This is a genomic window from Klebsiella sp. WOUb02, assembly GCF_050058015.1.
Lineage (GTDB): Bacteria > Pseudomonadota > Gammaproteobacteria > Enterobacterales > Enterobacteriaceae > Klebsiella.
The window spans coordinates 4,190,435-4,209,754 of the sequence record NZ_CP170110.1; the positions used below are offsets into that span (position 1 = coordinate 4,190,435).

The window sequence follows — 19,320 nt, forward strand, 5'->3', positions numbered from 1 at the left end:
CATAGATTGTTGTGATGTAGATCGCTTTTAAATATTTAGCCGATCGTCGGGCGCCTCGTTACAACTGTTTCAGCTACGTAAAATTAGGTAAAAGGCTGGCCCAGGATGCAAAGGCTCTTTAGAATCAAAGCACTTGCTTTTTTTCTGCTCCGTTAAGGAATCTCGATGCTCAAATCAACTCTGGCGGCGGTAGCTGCCGTTTTCGCTATTTCCGCTTTTTCCCCGGCTATGGCAGCGAAGGGCGATCCTCATGTCTTGCTGACGACTTCTGCGGGAAATATTGAGCTGGAGTTAAATAGCCAGAAAGCACCGGTTTCCGTCGACAACTTCCTCAAGTACGTGAACAGCGGCTTCTACAACAACACCACTTTTCACCGCGTGATCCCGGGCTTCATGGTGCAGGGCGGCGGCTTCAGCGAACAGATGCAGCAAAAGCAGCCGAACCCGCCGATCAAGAACGAAGCGGACAACGGCCTGCGTAACACCCGCGGCACCATCGCGATGGCGCGCACCGCCGATCAGGACAGCGCGACCAGCCAGTTCTTCATCAACATTGCCGACAATGCCTTCCTCGACCACGGACAGCGTGATTTTGGCTACGCGGTGTTCGGTAAAGTCGTCAAAGGAATGGACGTCGCCGACAAGATTTCCCAGGTCCAAACGCATAACGTCGGACCGTACCAGAACGTGCCGTCAAAACCTGTCGTGATCCTCTCAGCGAAGGTCCTGCCTTAAGTTCTCCCGCGCGGGCGACTCACGCTCGCGCCGTTGTTTCCGCCTTTCTGCGCGACCCGAAATTGCTGCTTATACTTGTGGCACAGGGGACGATAAGAGAGGCGAGCATGCGTTCACTTACCGATAAGCAAAAATCCCGGCTCTGGGAACAGACTCGCAGCGTGAATTTTCAGGCCAGCCGTCGCCTGGAAGGAAGCGTCGTACCTTTGGTGACGCTAAGCGCCGAGGAAGCGCTGGCGCGTCTTGCTGAGCTGAGGGGGCGTCATGAGCAGTAAATATGGCGACGACCGCGATCCCTACCTCTACCCCGCACTCGACGTATTGCGCAATCTTCCCGGTATTCGCCAGGCCCGGCGCCTGGAGCAGGTGATGCTGGAGGTCACCTCGCTACGGGCGGCGACGATTCCCTTAGGGCCGCGCGGGCGCGGGCTGCCCTATCTCTGCGCGATTCACCATCAGCTCTACCAGGATATCTTTTCCTGGGCCGGACGGTATCGGGAGATTGATATCTATCAGGGAGATACGCCTTTTTGTCATTTCGCATGGATTGAAAAGGAGGGCAACGCGCTGATGCGGGCTCTGGAGGAGGAGAACTATCTTAACGGTCTGGAGCACAGCGCTTTTATTACGCGCCTGAGCTGGTACTACGGTGAAATCAACGTGCTACACCCTTTTCGTCTCGGCAGCGGGCTGGCGCAGCGCATTTTCTTTGAGCAGCTGGCGATTCATGCCGGCTTTATCCTCGACTGGCGTGATATCGATCCTGAAGAGTGGAGCCGGGCTAATCAGCTGGGGGCCATGGGCGATCCGCAGCCGCTTGAACGGATCTTTGCCAAAGTGGTAAGCGAAGCGCGAGAATCTGAGTAGAATAGCCCGGTTTTATTCTTTCCGGAGCCGCCATGATCCTGCTTATCGACAACTATGATTCTTTCACCTGGAATTTGTACCAGTATTTTTGCGAGCTGGGGGCCGAGGTGCTGGTTAAGCGTAACGATGAGCTGACGCTGGCGGAGATCGCGGCGCTGGCGCCGGAGAAAATCGTTATTTCTCCCGGCCCCTGTACGCCGGATGAATCGGGGATCTCCCTGGCCGTCATCGGGCATTATGCCGGGAAGGTGCCGCTGCTGGGCGTCTGCCTGGGCCATCAGGCTATCGCCCAGGTTTTTGGTGCTACCATCGTCCGCGCCGCCAAAGTCATGCACGGAAAAATCTCGCCCGTCAGCCACGACGGACGCGGCGTATTTCAGGGGTTAAATAATCCCCTCACCGTCACCCGCTACCACTCTCTGGTCATTGACCCGGATACTCTGCCTGACTGCTTCGAGGTGACGGCCCGCAGCGAGAGCGGAGAGATCATGGCCATTCGCCATCGCGAGTGGGATCTCGAAGGGGTGCAGTTTCACCCGGAAAGCATCCTCAGCGAGCAGGGGCATCAGCTGCTGGCAAACTTCCTCAAACGGTGATTTGTAGTTGCCATTGACTGATTTTTTATGCATATTTTGTGATTATAATATCACTATCATTATTGCATAACGAAGAAGGATGGCATCACATGGCAACTGAGCAACCGGCAATTACCCGCGCCACGTTCGATGAGGTTATTTTGCCGATTTATGCACCGGCAGAGTTTATTCCGGTAAAAGGTAAAGGTAGCCGCGTATGGGATCAGCAGGGCAAGGAGTACGTTGATTTTGCTGGTGGTATTGCCGTCACGGCGCTAGGTCATTGCCATCCGGCGCTGGTTGCGGCGCTGCATGAGCAGGGGGAAACGCTGTGGCATACCAGCAACGTTTTCACCAACGAACCGGCGCTGCGCCTGGGCCGCAAGCTGGTCGATGCCACCTTCGCCGATCGCGTGGTGTTTATGAACTCCGGCACCGAAGCCAACGAAACCGCATTCAAGCTGGCGCGTAACTACACGATCACCCGCCATAGCCCCTATAAAACCAAAATTATCGCCTTCCATAACGCTTTCCACGGCCGTTCGCTATTTACGGTCTCCGTTGGCGGGCAGCCGAAATATTCTGACGGCTTCGGGCCGAAGCCGGCGGATATCGTTCACGTGCCGTTCAACGACCTGCACGCGGTGAAGGCGGTTATGGACGATCACACCTGCGCGGTGGTGGTTGAGCCGATTCAGGGCGAGGGCGGCGTAATGGCTGCAACCCCGGAGTTCCTCAAAGGCCTGCGTGAACTGTGCGACCAGCACCAGGCGCTGCTGGTGTTTGATGAAGTGCAGTGCGGGATGGGGCGCACCGGTTCGCTGTTCGCCTATATGCATTACGGCGTGACGCCGGATATCCTGACCAGCGCGAAAGCGCTCGGCGGCGGTTTTCCGATTAGCGCCATGCTGACTACCCATGATATCGCCAGCGCCTTCCATGCCGGTTCCCACGGTTCAACCTACGGGGGAAATCCGCTCGCCTGCGCCGTCGCCGACGCGGCGTTTGATTTGATTAACACGCCTGAGGTACTGGACGGCGTCAACGCGAAGCGCGAACGCTTTGTGCAGCAGCTACAGCAGATTGATGCCCGCTTCGATCTGTTTAGCGATATTCGCGGCATGGGGCTGCTGATCGGCGCTGAGCTGAAGCCGCAGCATCGCGGCCGGGCGCGCGATTTCCTGTATGCCGCGGCGGATGCGGGCGTTATGGTGCTCAATGCCGGACCCGACGTCATGCGTTTTGTGCCCTCGCTGGTCATTGATGATAGCGATATTGATGAAGGGATGGCGCGCTTCGCGCAGGCCGTACAGCGCGTGCTTAGCGCTTAGTTGCGCGTAGCCAGATGCCGTGATGCGGGCGCTGACGCCATGCCACCGACGAGATGGTGTGCATGGTGTTCAGATGATCGAGGATCCGCTGCAGGTGCTGCTCCATGGTACTCAGCGGGCCGCGGGGCACGTCCGCATCCTGCGACTCCATGATATTCACCTCGCCGGCGCTGCCCGGGCCGTCGGTATCCAGCCGCTGCTGGCAGCGCTGCAGCGCAATCTCACAGGATTCAAGGTAGCGGCGGGCCAGATCCGGCGTCAGCATGTTGTGCTCGCGGGCCAGCGTGGTCATGGCGTTGATATGCTCGACAATAAACTGGCTATGGGTGACCCACAGCTTCATATCGTCAAGATAACGTGAGTTAAAGCCGGGCTCCTGCATCGCCTGATTCAGCGAGTTATACAGCGAGTTATGCGCCTGATTGACGCGCATCCGCCGATAGGCCAGCGCCGGCGCCTGGTGGTCTTCGCTGAGAATGAGGCGGATGGCTTCCTGGTCCGCCTCCAGCGCGTCGTGGGCGTTTTTACGCAGCAGCCCGCTCTGCCACTGCGGCCACAGCCATACCATCCCGCCGAAGGCGATCAGGCACCCGATAAGCGTATCGATAAGCCTGGCGACGATAAACTGTTCGCCGTTGAGCGTTAGCAGCTGCAGGGTATACACCGCCGTGACGGTAAAGCCCACCATCGCCCAGCCGTAGCTCTTGCGAATAATCAGATAGCTCAATAGCGTGATAATCAGCATCGCGGTCAGCGTATAGCCCTCCGGGACGTGGAAGTGCAGCGTCAGTCCGGCAATCACCAGGCCGGCAAGGGTCCCTGCCGCCCGGTGGACGATGCGGACCCGCGTCGCGCCGTAGCCGTTCTGGGTAACGAAGAGCACCGTCATCAGGATCCAGTAGGGTTTGGGAAGATTTAGCGCGCTACCCATCAGGCTTGCGGCGGTGAGCATCACGCAGATGCGGGCGGCGCTGCGCAAAGCCGGCGATTTATAAGAGAGATAGCTTTTTAGCGCAGGCAGCAGCGGCAGGCGCCGCTCCTTATCGGCCATTAGGTTACGCGCGTACAGCGGCCGCTGGGTGCGTAGCACCCGGGCAAGGCGGCCGAAGTGCCATGCGCAGAACTGCCCGACTGGGTTGTCGGGGTGCTGCGAGGCAATCTTCTCCAGCGCGCCGATCTGCTTATCCATGTTAAAGCGCTGCGGATAGCGGTGGTACAGGATGTCGTCCGCCAGTACCCTCAGCCGCGCCGCGACGGTTTGCGCATTCCAGCGGATTACCGCTTCAGCGTGGCTGCGTTCGACCAGCTTCTGCACCTCTTCCGGCTGATGCAGGCTGACGGAAATGTGCTCCTGGAGATCGAGGGCAATCTGAAACGCCCGCAGCAGGCGCTTATGATCGTTACGCTGATTGGCCGCCAGCATATGCATCTGCTGGTAGCACAGGGTGATCAGATCGACGACCTTTTGCTGGCGGGTCAGCAGAGGAGGCAGCGAGGTTGCCGGGTCGATATGCTGGGTCAGCAGGCTGTATTTGGCTTCACAGTAGTTGGCCAGCTCCCGGTAGAGCAGGCTGAGCGATTCGCGCAGCGGCTGCTCGCGCCATAGCCAAAACCAGAACCAGTTGAATAGCCCGTACCACAGCGTGCCGAGCGCGTAGATCAGCAGCGGCTCCCAGACCGGCATATTGCCGGCGAGGCTCAGGGTAAAGATGGCGGCAATCAGCGAGGCGGGCAGCAGCCTCGCGTGCAGCGAGCTGATTTCCGCCGTGACGCCAAGGAGCAGGGTCAGGCCGCTGAGAATTAAAGGGAGCGGGATATCATGCTGGAGAAGGAGCTGAACGATCAGGCTGCAGCCGGCAAAAAGCGAGCCGCCAATAATCAGGCGTTTAAAGAAACGTTTATGCGGCGTATCAAGACCGGCGACGTTGCAGCATGCGGGAACCAGCGAGAACAGCAGGCCCTGCTGCAGATGACCGAGAAGGAGGCCAATTGCGACCGGCAGACACAGCACCAGCGTTTGCCGCAGTGCGTAGTTGACTTCCGGGTGGTAAATCAGCCTGCGCCACATAGAGGGAAAACAGAAACGGCGTATTGCGGGAGCAATACGCCGTTTTATCAGCTTAACGCGTGCCGTAGACGACGATAGTTTTACCGTGGGCGGAGATCAGATTTTGATCTTCCAGCATCTTCAGAATACGGCCAACGGTTTCACGCGAGCAGCCGACGATCTGACCGATTTCCTGACGGGTAATTTTGATTTGCATACCGTCCGGGTGAGTCATGGCGTCAGGCTGTTTTGCCAGGTTCAGCAACGTCTGGGCGATACGGCCGGTGACGTCAAGGAAGGCAAGGTTACCGACTTTCTCAGAGGTAACCTGCAGACGGCGGGCCATCTGCGATGAGAGACGCATCAGGATGTCCGGGTTAACCTGGATCAGCTGACGGAATTTTTTATAGGAGATTTCGGCCACTTCACATGCGGTTTTCGCACGTACCCAGGCGCTACGCTCCTGGCCTTCTTCAAACAAGCCTAATTCACCGATGAAATCGCCCTGGTTGAGGTAAGAGAGAATCATCTCTTTACCTTCTTCATCCTTGATGAGCACAGCCACAGAGCCTTTGACGATGTAGTACAACGTTTCTGCTTTTTCACCCTGGTGGATCAGCGTGCTTTTAGATGGGTACTTATGAATGTGGCAATGAGACAAGAACCATTCGAGGGTAGGGTCTGTTTGCGGTTTGCCAAGCACCATGCGCGGTTATCCTCTGTTATAAGCTATCTCCGGGTGCCGACACTACACGGCATCCGGGCATGCAATCGTATTGTTTCCCTATGCCTGGGAAGCTGGCTGGTGATTTTTCTGCAGCCTGTAATGTGAATTCCTCTGCATACATGCAGTACATCAATGTAATACTGTAGCATCCTGACTGTTTTAGCATAGCTTTTGCCGCATGTCTCCTGGTGTCTCGCTTCAGCATGATGCAGGTCGCCTTCCGTTGCCAGATTTGTTATGTGCGCGTAATCTGTCAGGAAAATTGCAACCTTGGAGTTAAGTTTTATGCAAGCTCGTGTGAAATGGGTCGAAGGGTTAACCTTCATTGGTGAGTCGGCTTCCGGCCACCAGATTTTGATGGACGGCAACTCCGGGGATAAAGCGCCGAGCCCGATGGAAATGGTGCTGATGGCCGCCGGCGGCTGCAGCGCCATCGACGTGGTCTCAATTTTGCAGAAAGGACGCCATGATGTGACCAACTGTGAGGTGAAGCTGACCTCTGAGCGTCGGGAAGAGGCGCCGCGCCTGTTTACCCACATCAACCTGCATTTTATCGTCACCGGCCGCGAGCTGAAGGATGCGGCCGTTTCGCGGGCGGTGGACCTGTCGGCGGAAAAATACTGCTCGGTGGCGCTGATGCTGCAAAAAGCGGTAAATATCACGCATTCGTACGAGGTTATTGCGGGCTAAGCCGAATGACCAGCCCGTCGCCCCGGTTTGCGTCGCCGCCGGGGTTGCTAACGGCTTAACCGATCTTTTTCCCCGCCATCAGCCGTTCAACCAGCGGCGCCATGATCAGCTCCATCGCCAGCCCCATTTTGCCGCCCGGCACCACCAGCGTGTTGATATGCGAGATAAACGACCCTTGCAGCATCGCCAGCAGCCACGGGAAGTCGATATCCTGCAGATTGCGGAAGTGGATCACCACAAAGCTTTCATCCAGCGAGGGAATGCCTTTGGCGGCGAAGGGGTTCGACGTATCAACGGTGGGGACCCGCTGGAAGTTGATATGGGTGCGCGAGAACTGCGGGGTGATGAAGTTAATATAATCCTCCATCGAACGGACGACCGAATCCATCACCGCCTCGCGGGAATGCCCGCGTTCGCTGGTGTCGCGGATCAGCTTCTGAATCCACTCCAGGTTGACGATAGGCACGACGCCCACCAGCAGATCGACGTTGTGCGCCACGTTGTGCTGCGGAGTGACAACGCCGCCGTGCAGCCCTTCGTAAAACAGGACGTCGGTCGGCTCCGGCAGCGGCTGCCAGGGCGTGAAGGTGCCCGGCACCTGATTCCACGGCACGGCCTCGTCATAGGTATGCAGATATTTTCTCGACTGGCCGGTTCCGCTGCGTCCGTATTCGAGGAAGGTATTTTCCAGCAGGCCGAAGTCGTTCGCTTCCGGACCAAAATAGCTGATGTGTTTCCCCTGATCCCGCGCTTTGCGGATCGCCATGTCCATTTCCGGGCGGGTATAGCGATGGAAGCTATCGCCCTCGACTTCGGCGGCACGCAGGTTCAGCTGGGCGAAGATCTTGCGAAAGGCGAGGCTGGTGGTGGTGGTTCCCGCGCCGCTGGAGCCCGTGACGGCAATCACCGGATGTTTGGCAGACATATCAACTCCCAGATTAAACGATGGTGTGGCGCCGCCTTAGCCGTGGAACTGCTTGCGGGGCATGATGTTGACCGTCTCGTGCAGCTCTGACCACACCAGTACGGCTTCTCCGCTTTTCAGACTGCTGTTTGACATCGGCGACCTTATCGGTCAGCGAGCGTTCATGTTCACCATAATCGGTGCCTTCGCGCAACACAAAGCTTTCAATCAGGTTATCCAGCGTTTCGGGATCCAGATCCTGCCAGGGAATAATCATTTTTTTCCTTCCAGCCAGCGCGTTAGCCAATCCGGGATCCGCCTTTCCAGCCACATCTCCGGCCTGCGCAGCGTGCCGCCGACAAACCCGACGTGGCCGCCCTGTTCGGTCAGCTGATACTCGACGTTGGCCGGCAGCTGCTCCTGCGGCGGAATGGAGTGATGGTCCATGAACGGATCGTCTTTCGCGTGGATGATCAGCGTGGGTTTCGTGATATCGCTCAGGCGCGGCATCGCGCTGCACTGGCGATAGTAGTCCAGCGCATCGGCAAAGCCGTGAATTTTGGCGGTGATGGTATCGTCAAATTCGCGAATGCGCCGCATGCCTTTTAGCTGGCGTAAATCAACCGGCAGCGAGCCCGGGTAGGCTTTTAGCTTGCGCGCGGCGTTGGCTTTTAACAGATTGAGCAGATAGCGCTGGTAGACGCGGGAGAAGCCTTTATCCATATGATAGCTACAGGCTTCCAGCATGAACGGGGCCGACACGATGACCGCCGCGTCGAGCGGGATGCTATCGCCCTCGTTTGCCAGCAGACAGCCGAGCATATTACCGCCCAGCGAATAGCCGACGGCGGCGGTAGGCGCGGGTCCAAATTCGCGCTGCAGCCAGCGCAGGAACCAGGTGCCGTCTTCCGTCTCTCCGGAGTGATAGATGCGGTTATTACGGTTAGGCTCGCCGCTACAGCCGCGAAAATGCATCACCACGCCAAGCCAGCCGCGCTGCATGGCGGCGTGGATCAGACCGTGAGCGTAAGGGCTGTGCAGGCTCCCTTCCAGACCGTGAAAAACGACCAGCCGCGGTTTATTCCGGGCCAGCTCAGGATCTTCGCTCCAGGCCAAATCGATAAAGTCGCCGTCGGGGAGTTCAAGGCGCTGCCAGTGCGGAGTAAAGCCCAGTTTGCGGCGGATCAGCCGCGGCAGCATGGTTTGCAGATGACGATTGCCCACGCCGCGCATCGGGTGAAACTCGCGCGAATCGTCTTCGGGGGGCGTCATTTCTGTGGGGATGATTTCAACCATAGCACCAGAACAATTAAGAATCTTATAAATACTATACCGCGCATGCCGTGCGCAGGTTAGCCAATATGTGGTCTTGTGGCCCGTCGGCAGAGGTTACGCGAAAAGGAGCGGGCGCGATATGGCCTCCGGCGGCATGCAGAGAGGCCCCGAAAGTTCACTGTCTGTGAACCGTCGGGGCCGCGCGCTCAACCAGCAGGGCTTAGCCTTCCTGCAGCATCTGCTCCAGCTGTTCCTGCGCATCCAGCCAGGCCATTTCGCACTCTTCCAGCCCTGATTTCGCGTTGGCCTGCTGCTGCAGACACGCGGTCAGATCCGCTTTGCGGGATGCGTCATACAGGCTGCTGTCGCCTAATGTCTCTTCCGCCTGCGCGAGCTGGGCGTTGAGCTTATCCATCTCTTTCTCAAGACGGGTAATCTCTTTACGCAGCGGCTGCGTCAGGGTGCGCAGCTCCGCTTCCCGGCGCTTCTGGTCCTTGCGGGACTGGGCGCTGTTGCCGTTATCTTTTATCGCCTCGGACGACTGACTCTCCTGCTTCTGCGAGTCGCTCAGCCACTGCTGATAATCTTCCAGATCGCCGTCGAACGGCTCAACTTTGCCGTCGTGGACCAGATAGAGATCGTCGGTGGTCGAACGTATCAGGTGGCGATCGTGCGAGACCACCACCAGCGCGCCTTCGAAATCAATCAGCGCTTCGGTTAACGCCTGGCGCATATCGAGGTCAAGGTGGTTAGTCGGTTCATCGAGCAGCAGGAGATTAGGCCGCTGCCAGACGATAAGCGCCAGCACCAGGCGCGCTTTTTCGCCGCCGGAGAAACGCTGGGTCGCTTCGTTGACCTTATCGCTCTGGAAACCGAAGCCGCCAAGATAGTCGCGCAGCTTCTGCTCCAGCTCCTGCGGCGCCAGGCGCGCCAGGTGCTGCAGCGGCGATTCATCCGCCCGCAGGAACTCCAGCTGGTGCTGGGCGAAGTAGCCAAGCTTAATCCCTTTGGCCAGCCCCACTTCACCCTGCAGCGGCTGCAGCTCGCCGGCCAGCAGTTTGATGAGCGTCGATTTGCCAGCGCCGTTGCGCCCCAGCAGGCCGATGCGCGAACCGGGAACTAAATTCAGCTTGATCGAGTCGAGGATGATGTGTTCACCGTAGCCGGCGCTGACTTTTTCCATCTTCAGCAGCGGGTTGGGCAGGCTTTCCGGCGCGCGGAAGCTAAAGTGGAACGGGTTATCGACGTGGGCCGGGGCGATAAGCTCCATGCGTTCCAGCATTTTAATGCGGCTCTGGGCCTGCTTTGCCTTGGTGGCCTTGGCGCGGAAGCGATCGATATAGCTTTGCAGATGGGCGACGCGCAACTGCTGGCTCTCATACATCGACTGCTGCTGCGACAGGCGGGTGGCGCGCTGGATTTCGAACGAGCTGTAGTTGCCGGTGTACTCGAATATGCTCTGCTGTTCGATATGAATAATTTTATCGACGATCGGATCGAGAAAATCGCGATCGTGCGAGATCAGAATCAGCGTGCCGGTGTAGCTTTTGAGCCACTTTTCCAGCCAGATCACCGCATCGAGATCGAGGTGGTTAGTCGGTTCATCCAGCAGCAGCAGGTCAGAGCGGCAAATCAGCGCCTGCGCCAGGTTCAGGCGCATGCGCCAGCCGCCGGAAAAGTCGCTCACCGGGCGCTCCAGCTGTTCGTTGCTGAAGCCCAGGCCGTGCAGCAGGCTCGAGGCGCGCGAGCGGATGGTCCAGGCGTCAATGGCGTCCAGCTTGCCGTGCACCGTCGCAATGGCGTGACCGTCATTACGCTCGTTGGCCTGATTTAAATCGACCTCGAGCTGGCGATATTCCCGATCGCCGTCAATAACATAATCAATGGCCGGCTGCGCCAGAGCAGGGGTTTCCTGATTAACCCACGCCAGCTGCCAGTTGCCCGGAAAGGTCATACTGCCGCCGTCGGCGCTAATCTCGTTTTTCAAAAGCGCTAGCAGCGTGGATTTACCGCAGCCGTTTTTGCCCACCAGACCGACCTTTTGGCCAGGGTTGATGGTAGCGGTGGCGTTGTCCAGCAGGACGCGTACGCCGCGACGAATTTGTAACGAGGAGAAAACAATCATAAGGCGCCGTATGTTCAGACTATGTTAATTTGTCATTATGATAATGTAATGTGGTAGCAAATTGCTCCACCGGGCCGCAATGGTAGCCCAAAATGAAGACGATACACAAAGTCATTCTGGTTGCGCTGAGGCGCAGCCGTTGTTCAGGCCACCAGAAGACATTGGGAGGGGAATGATGTCTCAGACAGCGAAGGTTTTGCTGCTGTATGCCCACCCAGAATCTCAGGATTCCGTGGCCAACCGGGTTTTGCTTGAACCGGCCTTACAGCTGCCGAACGTCACCGTGCACGATCTGTACGCACACTATCCAGATTTTTTTATCGATATTGCCTGGGAGCAGGATCTCCTGCGTCAGCATGAGGTGATTGTTTTCCAGCATCCGCTCTATACATGGAGCTGCCCGGCGCTGCTAAAAGAGTGGCTGGACAGAGTTCTCAGCCGCGGTTTTGCCAGCGGCGCAGGGGGAAATCAGCTGGCGGGAAAGTACTGGCGTAGCGTGATCACCACCGGCGAGCCGGAAAGCGCCTACCGCCGCGACGCTAACCGCTATCCAATGAACGATATTCTGCGTCCTTTCGAGCTGACCGCCGGCATGTGCCGGATGCACTGGATGAGCCCGATAATTGTCTACTGGGCCCGTCGGCAATCGCCTGCCGATCTGAAAAGCCACGCGCGCGCCTATCGTGACTGGCTGGCCAACCCCATCGCGGCAGGAGGAGTCATAAATGGAGGGAGCTGATCTGCTTTTGGCTGGCGTGCTGTTTCTGTTCGCCGCCGTCGTCGCGGTGCCGCTGGCCGCCCGGCTGGGGATTGGCGCGGTACTCGGCTATCTGCTCGCCGGGATCGCCATTGGCCCGTGGGGGCTGGGGTTCATCAACGACGTTGATGAGATTCTCCATTTTTCCGAGCTGGGCGTGGTGTTCCTGATGTTTATCATCGGGCTTGAGCTCAATCCGTCGAAGCTCTGGCGTCTGCGAAGCTCTATCTTTGGCGTTGGGGCGGCCCAAGTTTTGTGCAGCGCGGCACTTCTCGGCGGCCTGCTGATGGTCACCGGATTTTCGTGGCAGGCGGCGGTTGTCGGCGGGATTGGCTTAGCGATGTCCTCCACGGCGATGGCGCTGCAGCTGATGCGCGAGAAGGGGATGAGCCGCAGTGAATCCGGCCAGCTGGGGTTCTCCGTGCTGCTGTTTCAGGATTTAGCGGTGATCCCCGCGCTGGCGCTGGTGCCGCTGTTGGCCGGATCTGGCGGCGATCGCTTTGATTGGGTCACCATCGGGATGAAGGTATTGGCCTTTGCCGGCATGCTGATCGGCGGTCGTGTTTTGCTGCGGCCGGTGTTCCGCTTCATCGCTGCCTCCGGCGTGCGTGAGGTCTTTACCGCCGCGACGCTGCTGCTGGTTTTGGGCTCGGCGCTCTTTATGGATGCGCTCGGCCTGTCGATGGCGCTGGGGACCTTTATCGCCGGGGTGCTGCTGGCTGAAAGCGAGTATCGCCACGAGCTGGAAATCGCCATTGAGCCGTTTAAAGGGCTGCTGCTCGGCCTGTTCTTTATCTCCGTTGGCATGGCGCTGAATCTCGGCGTTCTCTACACCCATCTGCTGTGGGTGGCCGCCAGCGTCGCGGCGCTGGTGATGGTGAAAGCCCTCGTGCTGTACGTTCTGGCGCGGGTATATGGCCTGCGCAGCTCGGAGCGTATGCAGTTTGCCGGGGTCCTGAGCCAGGGCGGGGAGTTCGCCTTTGTGCTGTTCTCGTTGCCGGCTTCGCTGCGGCTGTTCGAAAACGACCAGATGGCGCTGCTGCTGGTGACGGTTACGCTGTCGATGATGACCACGCCGCTGCTGATGACCCTGATTGATTACGTGCTCTCCCGACGCTTTAACCAGCCGGAGGAGGAGGACGAAGCGCCGTGGGTTGAGGACGATAAGCCGCAGGTGATTATCGTCGGCTTCGGCCGCTTTGGTCAGGTCATTGGCCGTTTGCTGATGGCCAACAAAATGCGCATTACCGTGCTGGAGCGCGATATCAGCGCGGTTAACCTGATGCGCAAATATGGCTATAAGGTCTATTTCGGCGATGCGACGCAGCTGGAGCTGCTGCGCTCGGCGGGCGCGGAAGATGCGCAATCCATCGTGATTACCTGCCACGAGCCGGAAGATACCATGAAGCTGGTTGAGATGTGTCAGCAGCATTTTCCGCATCTGCATATTCTGGCGCGCGCGCGCGGCCGCGTAGAGGCCCATGAGCTGCTGCAGGCCGGCGTAGCGCAGTTCTCGCGCGAAACCTTCTCCAGCGCGCTGGAGCTGGGGCGCAAGGCGCTGATCAGCGTCGGAATGCATCCGCATCAGGCGCAGCGCGCGCAGCTGCACTTTCGTCGTCTGGATATGCGAATGCTGCGAGAGTTAATGCCGGTACATACTGATACTCTGCAGATATCGCGCGTGCGGGAAGCCCGGCGGGAGCTGGAGGAGATTTTTGAGCGTGAAATGCAGAAAGAGAGCAGACAGCTTGACGGCTGGGATGAGTTTGAATAAAGGGTAAATCACTATGGCAGTGCGTAAACGTTTTATCGCCGGAGCAAAATGCCCGGCGTGCCAGGCCCAGGATTCGCTGGCGATGTGGCGTGAGAATAATGTCGATATCGTTGAGTGCGTTAAGTGCGGACACCAGATGCGCGAGGCGGATAAAGAGGCCCGCGAGCACGTACGTAAAGACGAACAGGTTATTGGCATTTTTCATCCGGACTAGCGTTATCCGTCGCCTTTTTTTAAGCTAGAGGGTACACGGCTGCAGAATTCCGCTACAATCTGCGCCACTATTCTTCCCATGCTCAGGAGATATCATGAAAGTAGCAAAAGACCTGGTGGTCAGCCTGGCCTATCAGGTACGTACAGAAGACGGTGTATTGGTTGATGAGTCTCCGGTAAGCGCGCCGCTGGACTACCTGCATGGTCACGGCTCCCTGATTTCCGGCCTGGAAACTGCGCTGGATGGTCATGAAGTGGGCGACAAATTTGACGTTGCGGTCGGCGCCAACGATGCGTACGGCCAGTACGACGAAAACCTGGTTCAGCGCGTTCCTAAAGACGTCTTCATGGGCGTTGATGAGCTGCAGGTCGGCATGCGTTTCCTGGCGGAAACCGATCAGGGTCCGGTACCGGTTGAAATCACCGAAGTTGATGACGAGCACGTTGTTGTTGACGGTAACCACATGCTGGCGGGTCAAAACCTGAAGTTCAACGTTGAAGTTGTGGCGATTCGTGAAGCGACCGCTGAAGAGCTGGAGCACGGCCATGTACACGGCGCGAATGGTCACGATCACGACCATGACCACGATCATGACGGATGCTGCGGTGGCCACGGTCACAGCCATGACCACGGTCACGAACATGGCAAAGGCGGTTGCGATAACGGCGGCTGCGGCTGTCACTAAGACCCGACGTCTTTCAGGCCGCAGGCGCGTTGATTAGCGCTGTCGGCGATAAAAAGCGGGGAAACCCGCTTTTTTTACGCCTCAATAATGGGGCGGCGGCGTTTCTTCAGACTGCGATGCGATATACGATGACTGCGTCGCCTTCAGCTTTTCTACCATCAGACGCATATGTTCACGCATCTTTGCCATTTCGATCTCATGGGCGGTAACGGTCTTGTTGAGGTCTTCAATGGTGATTTCCTGATACGCCAGCCGGCTTTCCAGCTCCGCCAGGCGACTCTCCAGTTTGCTATCGTGCATGAGTAACCTCTTCTGTCTTATCTCGCGGGCGGATTTTACTGAATTTTCAGCATTCGCGCAGCATCGTAACGGCGGACAGGAAACTAATTCATACAAAAATAGTCTCAAAACAGGCGATATTCAGGTACGTCCGTATGTAGATTTGTCCTGCAACGTTCTATAGTACATTTTTTGCTTTTTACGCTAACCCTGGGGTGAGATGCCCCGGCCCTGGAGAAATGGATGAAATCACTGTTTAAAGTAACGCTGCTGGCGACCACGATGGCCGTCGCGCTGAATGCACCGCTGACCTTTGCTGCTGATACCGCAGCAAAGACGGCACCTGCAACGGAAAGCAAATCGGCATTTAAAAATGACGATCAGAAATCTGCTTATGCGCTGGGTGCATCGCTGGGGCGTTACATGGAAAACTCCCTGAAAGAACAAGAAAAGCTGGGCATTAAACTGGATAAAGATCAGCTGATCGCTGGCGTTCAGGACGCATTTGCCGATAAGAGCAAGCTGTCCGATCAGGAAATCGAACAGACTCTGCAAGCGTTTGAAACCCGCGTGAAAACTGCTGCTCAGCAAAAAATGGAAAAAGACGCATCTGAGAACGATGCGAAAGGCAAAGCCTATCGCGACACCTTCGCGAAAGAGAAGGGCGTGAAAACCTCTAAATCTGGCCTGCTGTATAAAATCGAGAAAGCCGGTACCGGTGACGCGCCGAAAGACAGCGATACCGTGGTTGTGAACTACAAAGGGACGCTGATCGACGGTAAAGAGTTCGATAACTCCTATACCCGCGGCGAGCCGCTCTCTTTCCGTCTGGACGGCGTGATCCCTGGCTGGACCGAAGGCCTGAAGAATATTAAGAAAGGCGGTAAAATCCAGTCTGGTCATCCCACCGGATCTGGCCTACGGCAAAACCGGCGTTCCGGGTATCCCGGCTAACTCTACTCTGGTCTTCGACGTAGAGTCTGCTGGATATCAAACCGGCGCCGAAAGCTGACGCGAAGCCTGAAGCTGCCGCTGATGCAAAAGCGGATGCACCGAGCGCAGACGCTAAGAAGTAATGGCATTACTGCCGCCGCCCTCACGGGCGGCGGCTTTTTTATTTGGGGCAGATATAATTAAAACTGGAAAGTGCCTCAAGCGCTGTATTACTTTAGATAGCTTAATCTTATTAATGACGATGAGCCTGCCCTGACAAGCTACACCTCATCCTTCAAGCTGCCTCTGAGCTGGCTGCATTTGCTGACTCCTGCCTCTTACTGGATTCGGCCCTGGGTATCGTTAAGAGACTGCCTGTCTCTTACAGGAGCCAGCCTTCGGCTGGTCAAATTCGCCGTTGACGAATTTGTCTCAGATTTGCCGCCCTGGCGTAACTTGAACGGTTTTGTGTAAAAAATGACAGGCTCCTGAAAAGGAGTGCTTTTTTTCATGTCCAGGTCGCTTTTAACCAACGAAACCAGCGAGCTTGACCTGCTGGATCAACGTCCTTTCGACCAGACCGACTTCGATATCCTAAAATCCTATGAAGCGGTGGTGGACGGGTTAGCGATGCTCATTGGTTCCCACTGTGAAATCGTGCTGCATTCTCTACAGGATCTGAAATGTTCCGCCATTCGCATCGCCAACGGTGAACATACCGGTCGTCAAATCGGCTCGCCAATCACTGACCTGGCGCTGCGTATGCTGCACGATATGACTGGAGCTGATAGCAGCGTTTCCAAATGCTATTTTACTCGCGCTAAAAGCGGAGTGCTGATGAAGTCGGTGACGATTGCGATACGCAACCGTGAGCATCGGGTGATCGGCCTGCTGTGCATTAACATGAACCTCGACGTCCCGTTCTCCCAGATCATGAGCACCTTTATTCCGCCGGAAACGCCGGAAGTGAACTCTCAGGTCAACTTTGCCTCATCGGTTGACGATCTGGTCGCGCAGACCCTCGAGTTTACGATTGAAGAAGTGAATGCCGATCGCAACGTTTCCAATAACGCCAAAAATCGTCAGATCGTCCTGAATCTTTACGAGAAGGGCATTTTTGATATCAAAGATGCCATCAATCAGGTTGCCGATCGCCTGAATATCTCGAAGCACACGGTGTATCTCTACATCCGCCAGTTTAAAAGCGGCGATTTCCAGGGGCTGGATAAGTAATGCGTTTTGCCATTACGGTGACGGGTCCGGCCTACGGTACGCAGCAGGCCAGCAGCGCCTGGCAGTTTGCGCAGGCCGTGCTGGAGGAGGGGCATGAGCTGATTTGCGTCTTTTTCTATCGCGAAGGCGTTTATAACGCGAACCAGTTGACCGCCCCCGCCAGCGATGAGTTTGACCTTGTGCGGGCATGGCAAAAATTGCACGAAGCGCATGCCGTCGCGCTGCATATCTGCGTTGCGGCGGCGCTGCGGCGTGGGGTGACGGACGAGCATGAGGCGCAGCAGCTTGGTTTGCCCGTGCATAATCTGCAGCCCGGATTCACGCTCAGCGGCCTTGGGGCGCTGGCGGAAGCCGCATTAACCTGCGATCGGATGGTGCAGTTCTGATGAAACGCGTGGCCTTTGTTTTTTCCTCCGCGCCTCACGGCTCCGCGGCCGGCCGGGAAGGCCTGGACGCGCTGTTGGCTACCTCGGCGCTGACCGACGAACTCGGCGTTTTCTTTATCGGCGACGGGGTGTTTCAGCTGCTGCCGGAGCAGCGGCCTGGCGCAATCCTGGCCCGGGACTATATCGCCACCTTTAAGCTCCTCTCCCTGTACGATATTGAGCAGCGCTGGATGTGCGCCGCTTCTGCCCGCGAGCGCGGCCTGGCGCCCTCCACGCAGTGGGTCATCGATGGCGAGTGGCTGGAGCCAGAGGCGCTGCGCGCCCGACTCGATGATTTCAACGTAATACTGCGCTTCTGAGGCCACTATGCTCCACACTCTCAGCGTTTCCCCATGGCATGCCGATCTGGCCGCGATGCTGCGTCTGGTAAAGGAGGGCGACGATCTTGTGCTGCTTTCCGATGGCGTCACCGCGGCGGTCGCCGGCGGGCGTTTCCTTGAAATCCTGCTTTCCGCCCCCATAACCATCCATGCGCTGCAGGACGATATCGCAGCCCGCGGCCTGACGGGGCAAATTGCGGACAGCGTCATCAGGGTTGACTATACTGACTTCGTCAGACTGGCGCTCAAACACCCTGGACAGCTGGCCTGGTAATGGCGGGATTGTTGTATATTTCTTGACACCTTTTCGGCACCGCCCTAGAATTCTGCGTCCTCATATTATCTGAGGCGATTTATTACGTGTTTACGAAGCAAAAGCTAAAACCAGGAGCTATTTAATGGCAACAATTAACCAGCTGGTACGCAAACCACGCGCACGCAAAGTTGCAAAGAGCAACGTGCCTGCACTGGAAGCCTGCCCGCAGAAACGTGGCGTATGTACTCGCGTATATACCACCACTCCTAAAAAACCAAACTCCGCACTGCGTAAAGTATGCCGTGTGCGTTTGACCAACGGTTTTGAAGTGACTTCCTACATCGGTGGTGAAGGTCACAACCTGCAGGAGCACTCCGTGATCCTGATCCGTGGCGGTCGTGTTAAAGACCTTCCGGGTGTTCGTTACCACACCGTTCGTGGTGCGCTTGACTGCTCCGGCGTTAAAGACCGTAAGCAATCTCGCTCCAAGTATGGCGTGAAACGTCCTAAGGCTTAATGGTTCTCCGTTAAGTAAGGCCAAACTGTTTTACCTTAATGTCACACTAAACTCTTAGAGTTTTGGACAATCCTGAATTAACAACGGAGTATTCCCATGCCACGTCGTCGCGTCATTGGTCAGCGTAAAATTCTTCCGGATCCTAAGTTCGGATCAGAACTGCTGGCAAAATTTGTAAATATCCTGATGGTAGATGGTAAAAAATCTACTGCAGAAGCTATCGTATACAGCGCGCTGGAGACCCTGGCTCAGCGTTCTGGTAAAAATGAACTGGAAGCTTTCGAAGTCGCTCTCGACAACGTTCGCCCGACTGTAGAAGTTAAGTCCCGCCGCGTTGGTGGTTCTACTTATCAGGTTCCAGTTGAAGTCCGTCCGGTTCGTCGTAATGCCCTGGCAATGCGTTGGATCGTTGAAGCTGCTCGTAAACGTGGTGATAAATCCATGGCTCTGCGTCTGGCGAACGAACTTTCTGATGCTGCAGATAACAAAGGTACTGCAGTTAAGAAACGTGAAGACGTTCACCGTATGGCAGAAGCCAACAAGGCGTTCGCTCACTACCGTTGGTAATCCCTTCGGAGTCATAGTCACCAGACGGGCGCTGCAGATAAGTCGCCCGTTTTGGATAACTTA

Annotated in this window: 22 protein-coding genes and 2 pseudogenes; 17 read left to right on the forward strand and 7 right to left on the reverse strand. The window is 56.8% G+C overall.

Annotated elements, in window-relative coordinates:
* Positions 1-165 precede the first annotated feature (165 nt).
* The 5 genes from ppiA to argD all read left to right on the forward strand — a co-directional run bounded on the left by ppiA (position 166) and on the right by argD (position 3,508).
* Positions 166-735, forward strand: a complete 570-nt coding sequence (gene ppiA, locus ABOC21_RS27330) for a peptidylprolyl isomerase A (RefSeq protein ID WP_426813964.1) — start codon at positions 166-168, stop codon at positions 733-735.
* Between the two features lie 107 nt (positions 736-842).
* Complete coding sequence (locus ABOC21_RS27335; protein WP_426813965.1) at positions 843-1,010, forward strand: YhfG family protein; 168 nt, start codon at positions 843-845, stop codon at positions 1,008-1,010.
* Positions 1,000-1,602 (forward strand): putative adenosine monophosphate-protein transferase Fic, encoded by a 603-nt coding sequence (locus tag ABOC21_RS27340; RefSeq protein WP_426813966.1) that lies wholly within the window; start codon positions 1,000-1,002, stop codon positions 1,600-1,602. Before ABOC21_RS27335 ends, ABOC21_RS27340 begins: the two co-directional genes overlap by 11 nt.
* Positions 1,603-1,634: 32 nt before the next feature.
* Positions 1,635-2,198, forward strand: coding sequence for an aminodeoxychorismate synthase component 2 (gene pabA / locus ABOC21_RS27345; RefSeq protein ID WP_426813967.1), 564 nt, complete (start codon positions 1,635-1,637; stop codon positions 2,196-2,198).
* Positions 2,199-2,287: 89 nt separating this feature from the next.
* Positions 2,288-3,508: a bifunctional acetylornithine/succinyldiaminopimelate transaminase gene (gene argD / locus ABOC21_RS27350; RefSeq protein ID WP_426813968.1), complete on the forward strand. Its 1,221-nt coding sequence runs from the start codon at positions 2,288-2,290 to the stop codon at positions 3,506-3,508.
* Here argD and ABOC21_RS27355 read toward each other — a convergent pair.
* Together ABOC21_RS27355 and crp are read right to left on the reverse strand one after the other, a co-directional pair.
* Positions 3,498-5,576 (reverse strand): YccS/YhfK family putative transporter, encoded by a 2,079-nt coding sequence (locus ABOC21_RS27355; RefSeq protein WP_426813969.1) that lies wholly within the window; start codon positions 5,574-5,576, stop codon positions 3,498-3,500. The two genes, argD and ABOC21_RS27355, sit on opposite strands and share 11 nt — an antisense overlap.
* A 52-nt stretch (positions 5,577-5,628) precedes the next feature.
* Positions 5,629-6,261 (reverse strand): cAMP-activated global transcriptional regulator CRP, encoded by a 633-nt coding sequence (crp, locus tag ABOC21_RS27360; protein ID WP_000242758.1) that lies wholly within the window; start codon positions 6,259-6,261, stop codon positions 5,629-5,631.
* A gap of 306 nt (positions 6,262-6,567) precedes the next feature.
* Between crp and ABOC21_RS27365 the strand changes: the two genes are divergently transcribed.
* A complete protein-coding gene (locus ABOC21_RS27365; RefSeq protein WP_426813970.1) occupies positions 6,568-6,972 on the forward strand; it encodes an OsmC family protein in 405 nt (134 codons plus the stop codon).
* Positions 6,973-7,027: 55 nt separating this feature from the next.
* Here the strand turns inward: ABOC21_RS27365 and ABOC21_RS27370 are convergent, their stop codons facing one another.
* From ABOC21_RS27370 to ABOC21_RS27385, 4 genes and pseudogenes are all read right to left on the reverse strand, one after another.
* Positions 7,028-7,897, reverse strand: coding sequence for a phosphoribulokinase (locus ABOC21_RS27370; RefSeq protein WP_041142985.1), 870 nt, complete (start codon positions 7,895-7,897; stop codon positions 7,028-7,030).
* Positions 7,898-7,933: 36 nt separating this feature from the next.
* A pseudogene (locus ABOC21_RS27375) lies at positions 7,934-8,153 on the reverse strand (YheU family protein).
* Positions 8,150-9,109 (reverse strand): hydrolase, encoded by a 960-nt coding sequence (locus tag ABOC21_RS27380; protein ID WP_426815591.1) that lies wholly within the window; start codon positions 9,107-9,109, stop codon positions 8,150-8,152. The pseudogene ABOC21_RS27375 and the gene ABOC21_RS27380 overlap by 4 nt, the downstream one beginning before the upstream one ends.
* Before the next feature lie 262 nt (positions 9,110-9,371).
* Complete coding sequence (locus ABOC21_RS27385) at positions 9,372-11,276, reverse strand: ABC transporter ATP-binding protein (protein ID WP_426813971.1); 1,905 nt, start codon at positions 11,274-11,276, stop codon at positions 9,372-9,374.
* 172 nt (positions 11,277-11,448) lie between these two features.
* On the opposite strand from ABOC21_RS27385, the gene kefG reads away from it, so the two are divergent.
* The 4 genes from kefG to slyD all read left to right on the forward strand — a co-directional run bounded on the left by kefG (position 11,449) and on the right by slyD (position 14,706).
* A complete protein-coding gene (gene kefG / locus ABOC21_RS27390; protein WP_045854058.1) occupies positions 11,449-12,015 on the forward strand; it encodes a glutathione-regulated potassium-efflux system ancillary protein KefG in 567 nt (188 codons plus the stop codon).
* Positions 12,002-13,807: a glutathione-regulated potassium-efflux system protein KefB gene (gene kefB, locus ABOC21_RS27395; protein ID WP_426813972.1), complete on the forward strand. Its 1,806-nt coding sequence runs from the start codon at positions 12,002-12,004 to the stop codon at positions 13,805-13,807. Before kefG ends, kefB begins: the two co-directional genes overlap by 14 nt.
* A gap of 13 nt (positions 13,808-13,820) precedes the next feature.
* Positions 13,821-14,021 carry a YheV family putative zinc ribbon protein gene (locus tag ABOC21_RS27400; protein ID WP_013364433.1) on the forward strand — a complete coding sequence of 67 codons (201 nt, stop codon included), beginning with the start codon at positions 13,821-13,823 and terminating at the stop codon, positions 14,019-14,021.
* 94 nt (positions 14,022-14,115) lie between these two features.
* Entirely contained in the window at positions 14,116-14,706 is a 591-nt protein-coding gene (gene slyD, locus ABOC21_RS27405; protein WP_426813973.1) for a peptidylprolyl isomerase, read from the forward strand.
* Between the two features lie 81 nt (positions 14,707-14,787).
* On the opposite strand, the gene ABOC21_RS27410 is transcribed toward slyD, so the two are convergent.
* Positions 14,788-15,006 (reverse strand): protein SlyX, encoded by a 219-nt coding sequence (locus ABOC21_RS27410; RefSeq protein WP_426813974.1) that lies wholly within the window; start codon positions 15,004-15,006, stop codon positions 14,788-14,790.
* A 222-nt stretch (positions 15,007-15,228) separates the two neighbouring features.
* On the opposite strand from ABOC21_RS27410, the pseudogene fkpA reads away from it, so the two are divergent.
* The 7 genes and pseudogenes from fkpA (at position 15,229) to rpsG (ending at position 19,257) form a co-directional block, all read left to right on the forward strand.
* Positions 15,229-16,061 (forward strand): annotated as a pseudogene (gene fkpA / locus ABOC21_RS27415) (FKBP-type peptidyl-prolyl cis-trans isomerase).
* A 367-nt stretch (positions 16,062-16,428) separates the two neighbouring features.
* Entirely contained in the window at positions 16,429-17,151 is a 723-nt protein-coding gene (locus ABOC21_RS27420; protein WP_004868391.1) for a helix-turn-helix transcriptional regulator, read from the forward strand.
* Positions 17,151-17,537: a sulfurtransferase complex subunit TusD gene (tusD, locus tag ABOC21_RS27425; protein WP_426813975.1), complete on the forward strand. Its 387-nt coding sequence runs from the start codon at positions 17,151-17,153 to the stop codon at positions 17,535-17,537. Before ABOC21_RS27420 ends, tusD begins: the two co-directional genes overlap by 1 nt.
* Positions 17,537-17,896 (forward strand): sulfurtransferase complex subunit TusC, encoded by a 360-nt coding sequence (gene tusC / locus ABOC21_RS27430; RefSeq protein WP_426813976.1) that lies wholly within the window; start codon positions 17,537-17,539, stop codon positions 17,894-17,896. Before tusD ends, tusC begins: the two co-directional genes overlap by 1 nt.
* A 7-nt stretch (positions 17,897-17,903) precedes the next feature.
* Entirely contained in the window at positions 17,904-18,191 is a 288-nt protein-coding gene (gene tusB / locus ABOC21_RS27435) for a sulfurtransferase complex subunit TusB (protein ID WP_426813977.1), read from the forward strand.
* Between the two features lie 124 nt (positions 18,192-18,315).
* Positions 18,316-18,690, forward strand: a complete 375-nt coding sequence (rpsL, locus tag ABOC21_RS27440) for a 30S ribosomal protein S12 (protein WP_045854063.1) — start codon at positions 18,316-18,318, stop codon at positions 18,688-18,690.
* 96 nt (positions 18,691-18,786) lie between these two features.
* On the forward strand, positions 18,787-19,257 hold the full coding sequence (gene rpsG, locus ABOC21_RS27445; RefSeq protein ID WP_004106370.1) for a 30S ribosomal protein S7: 471 nt from the start codon (positions 18,787-18,789) through the stop codon (positions 19,255-19,257).
* The last annotated feature ends 63 nt before the right edge of the window (positions 19,258-19,320 follow it).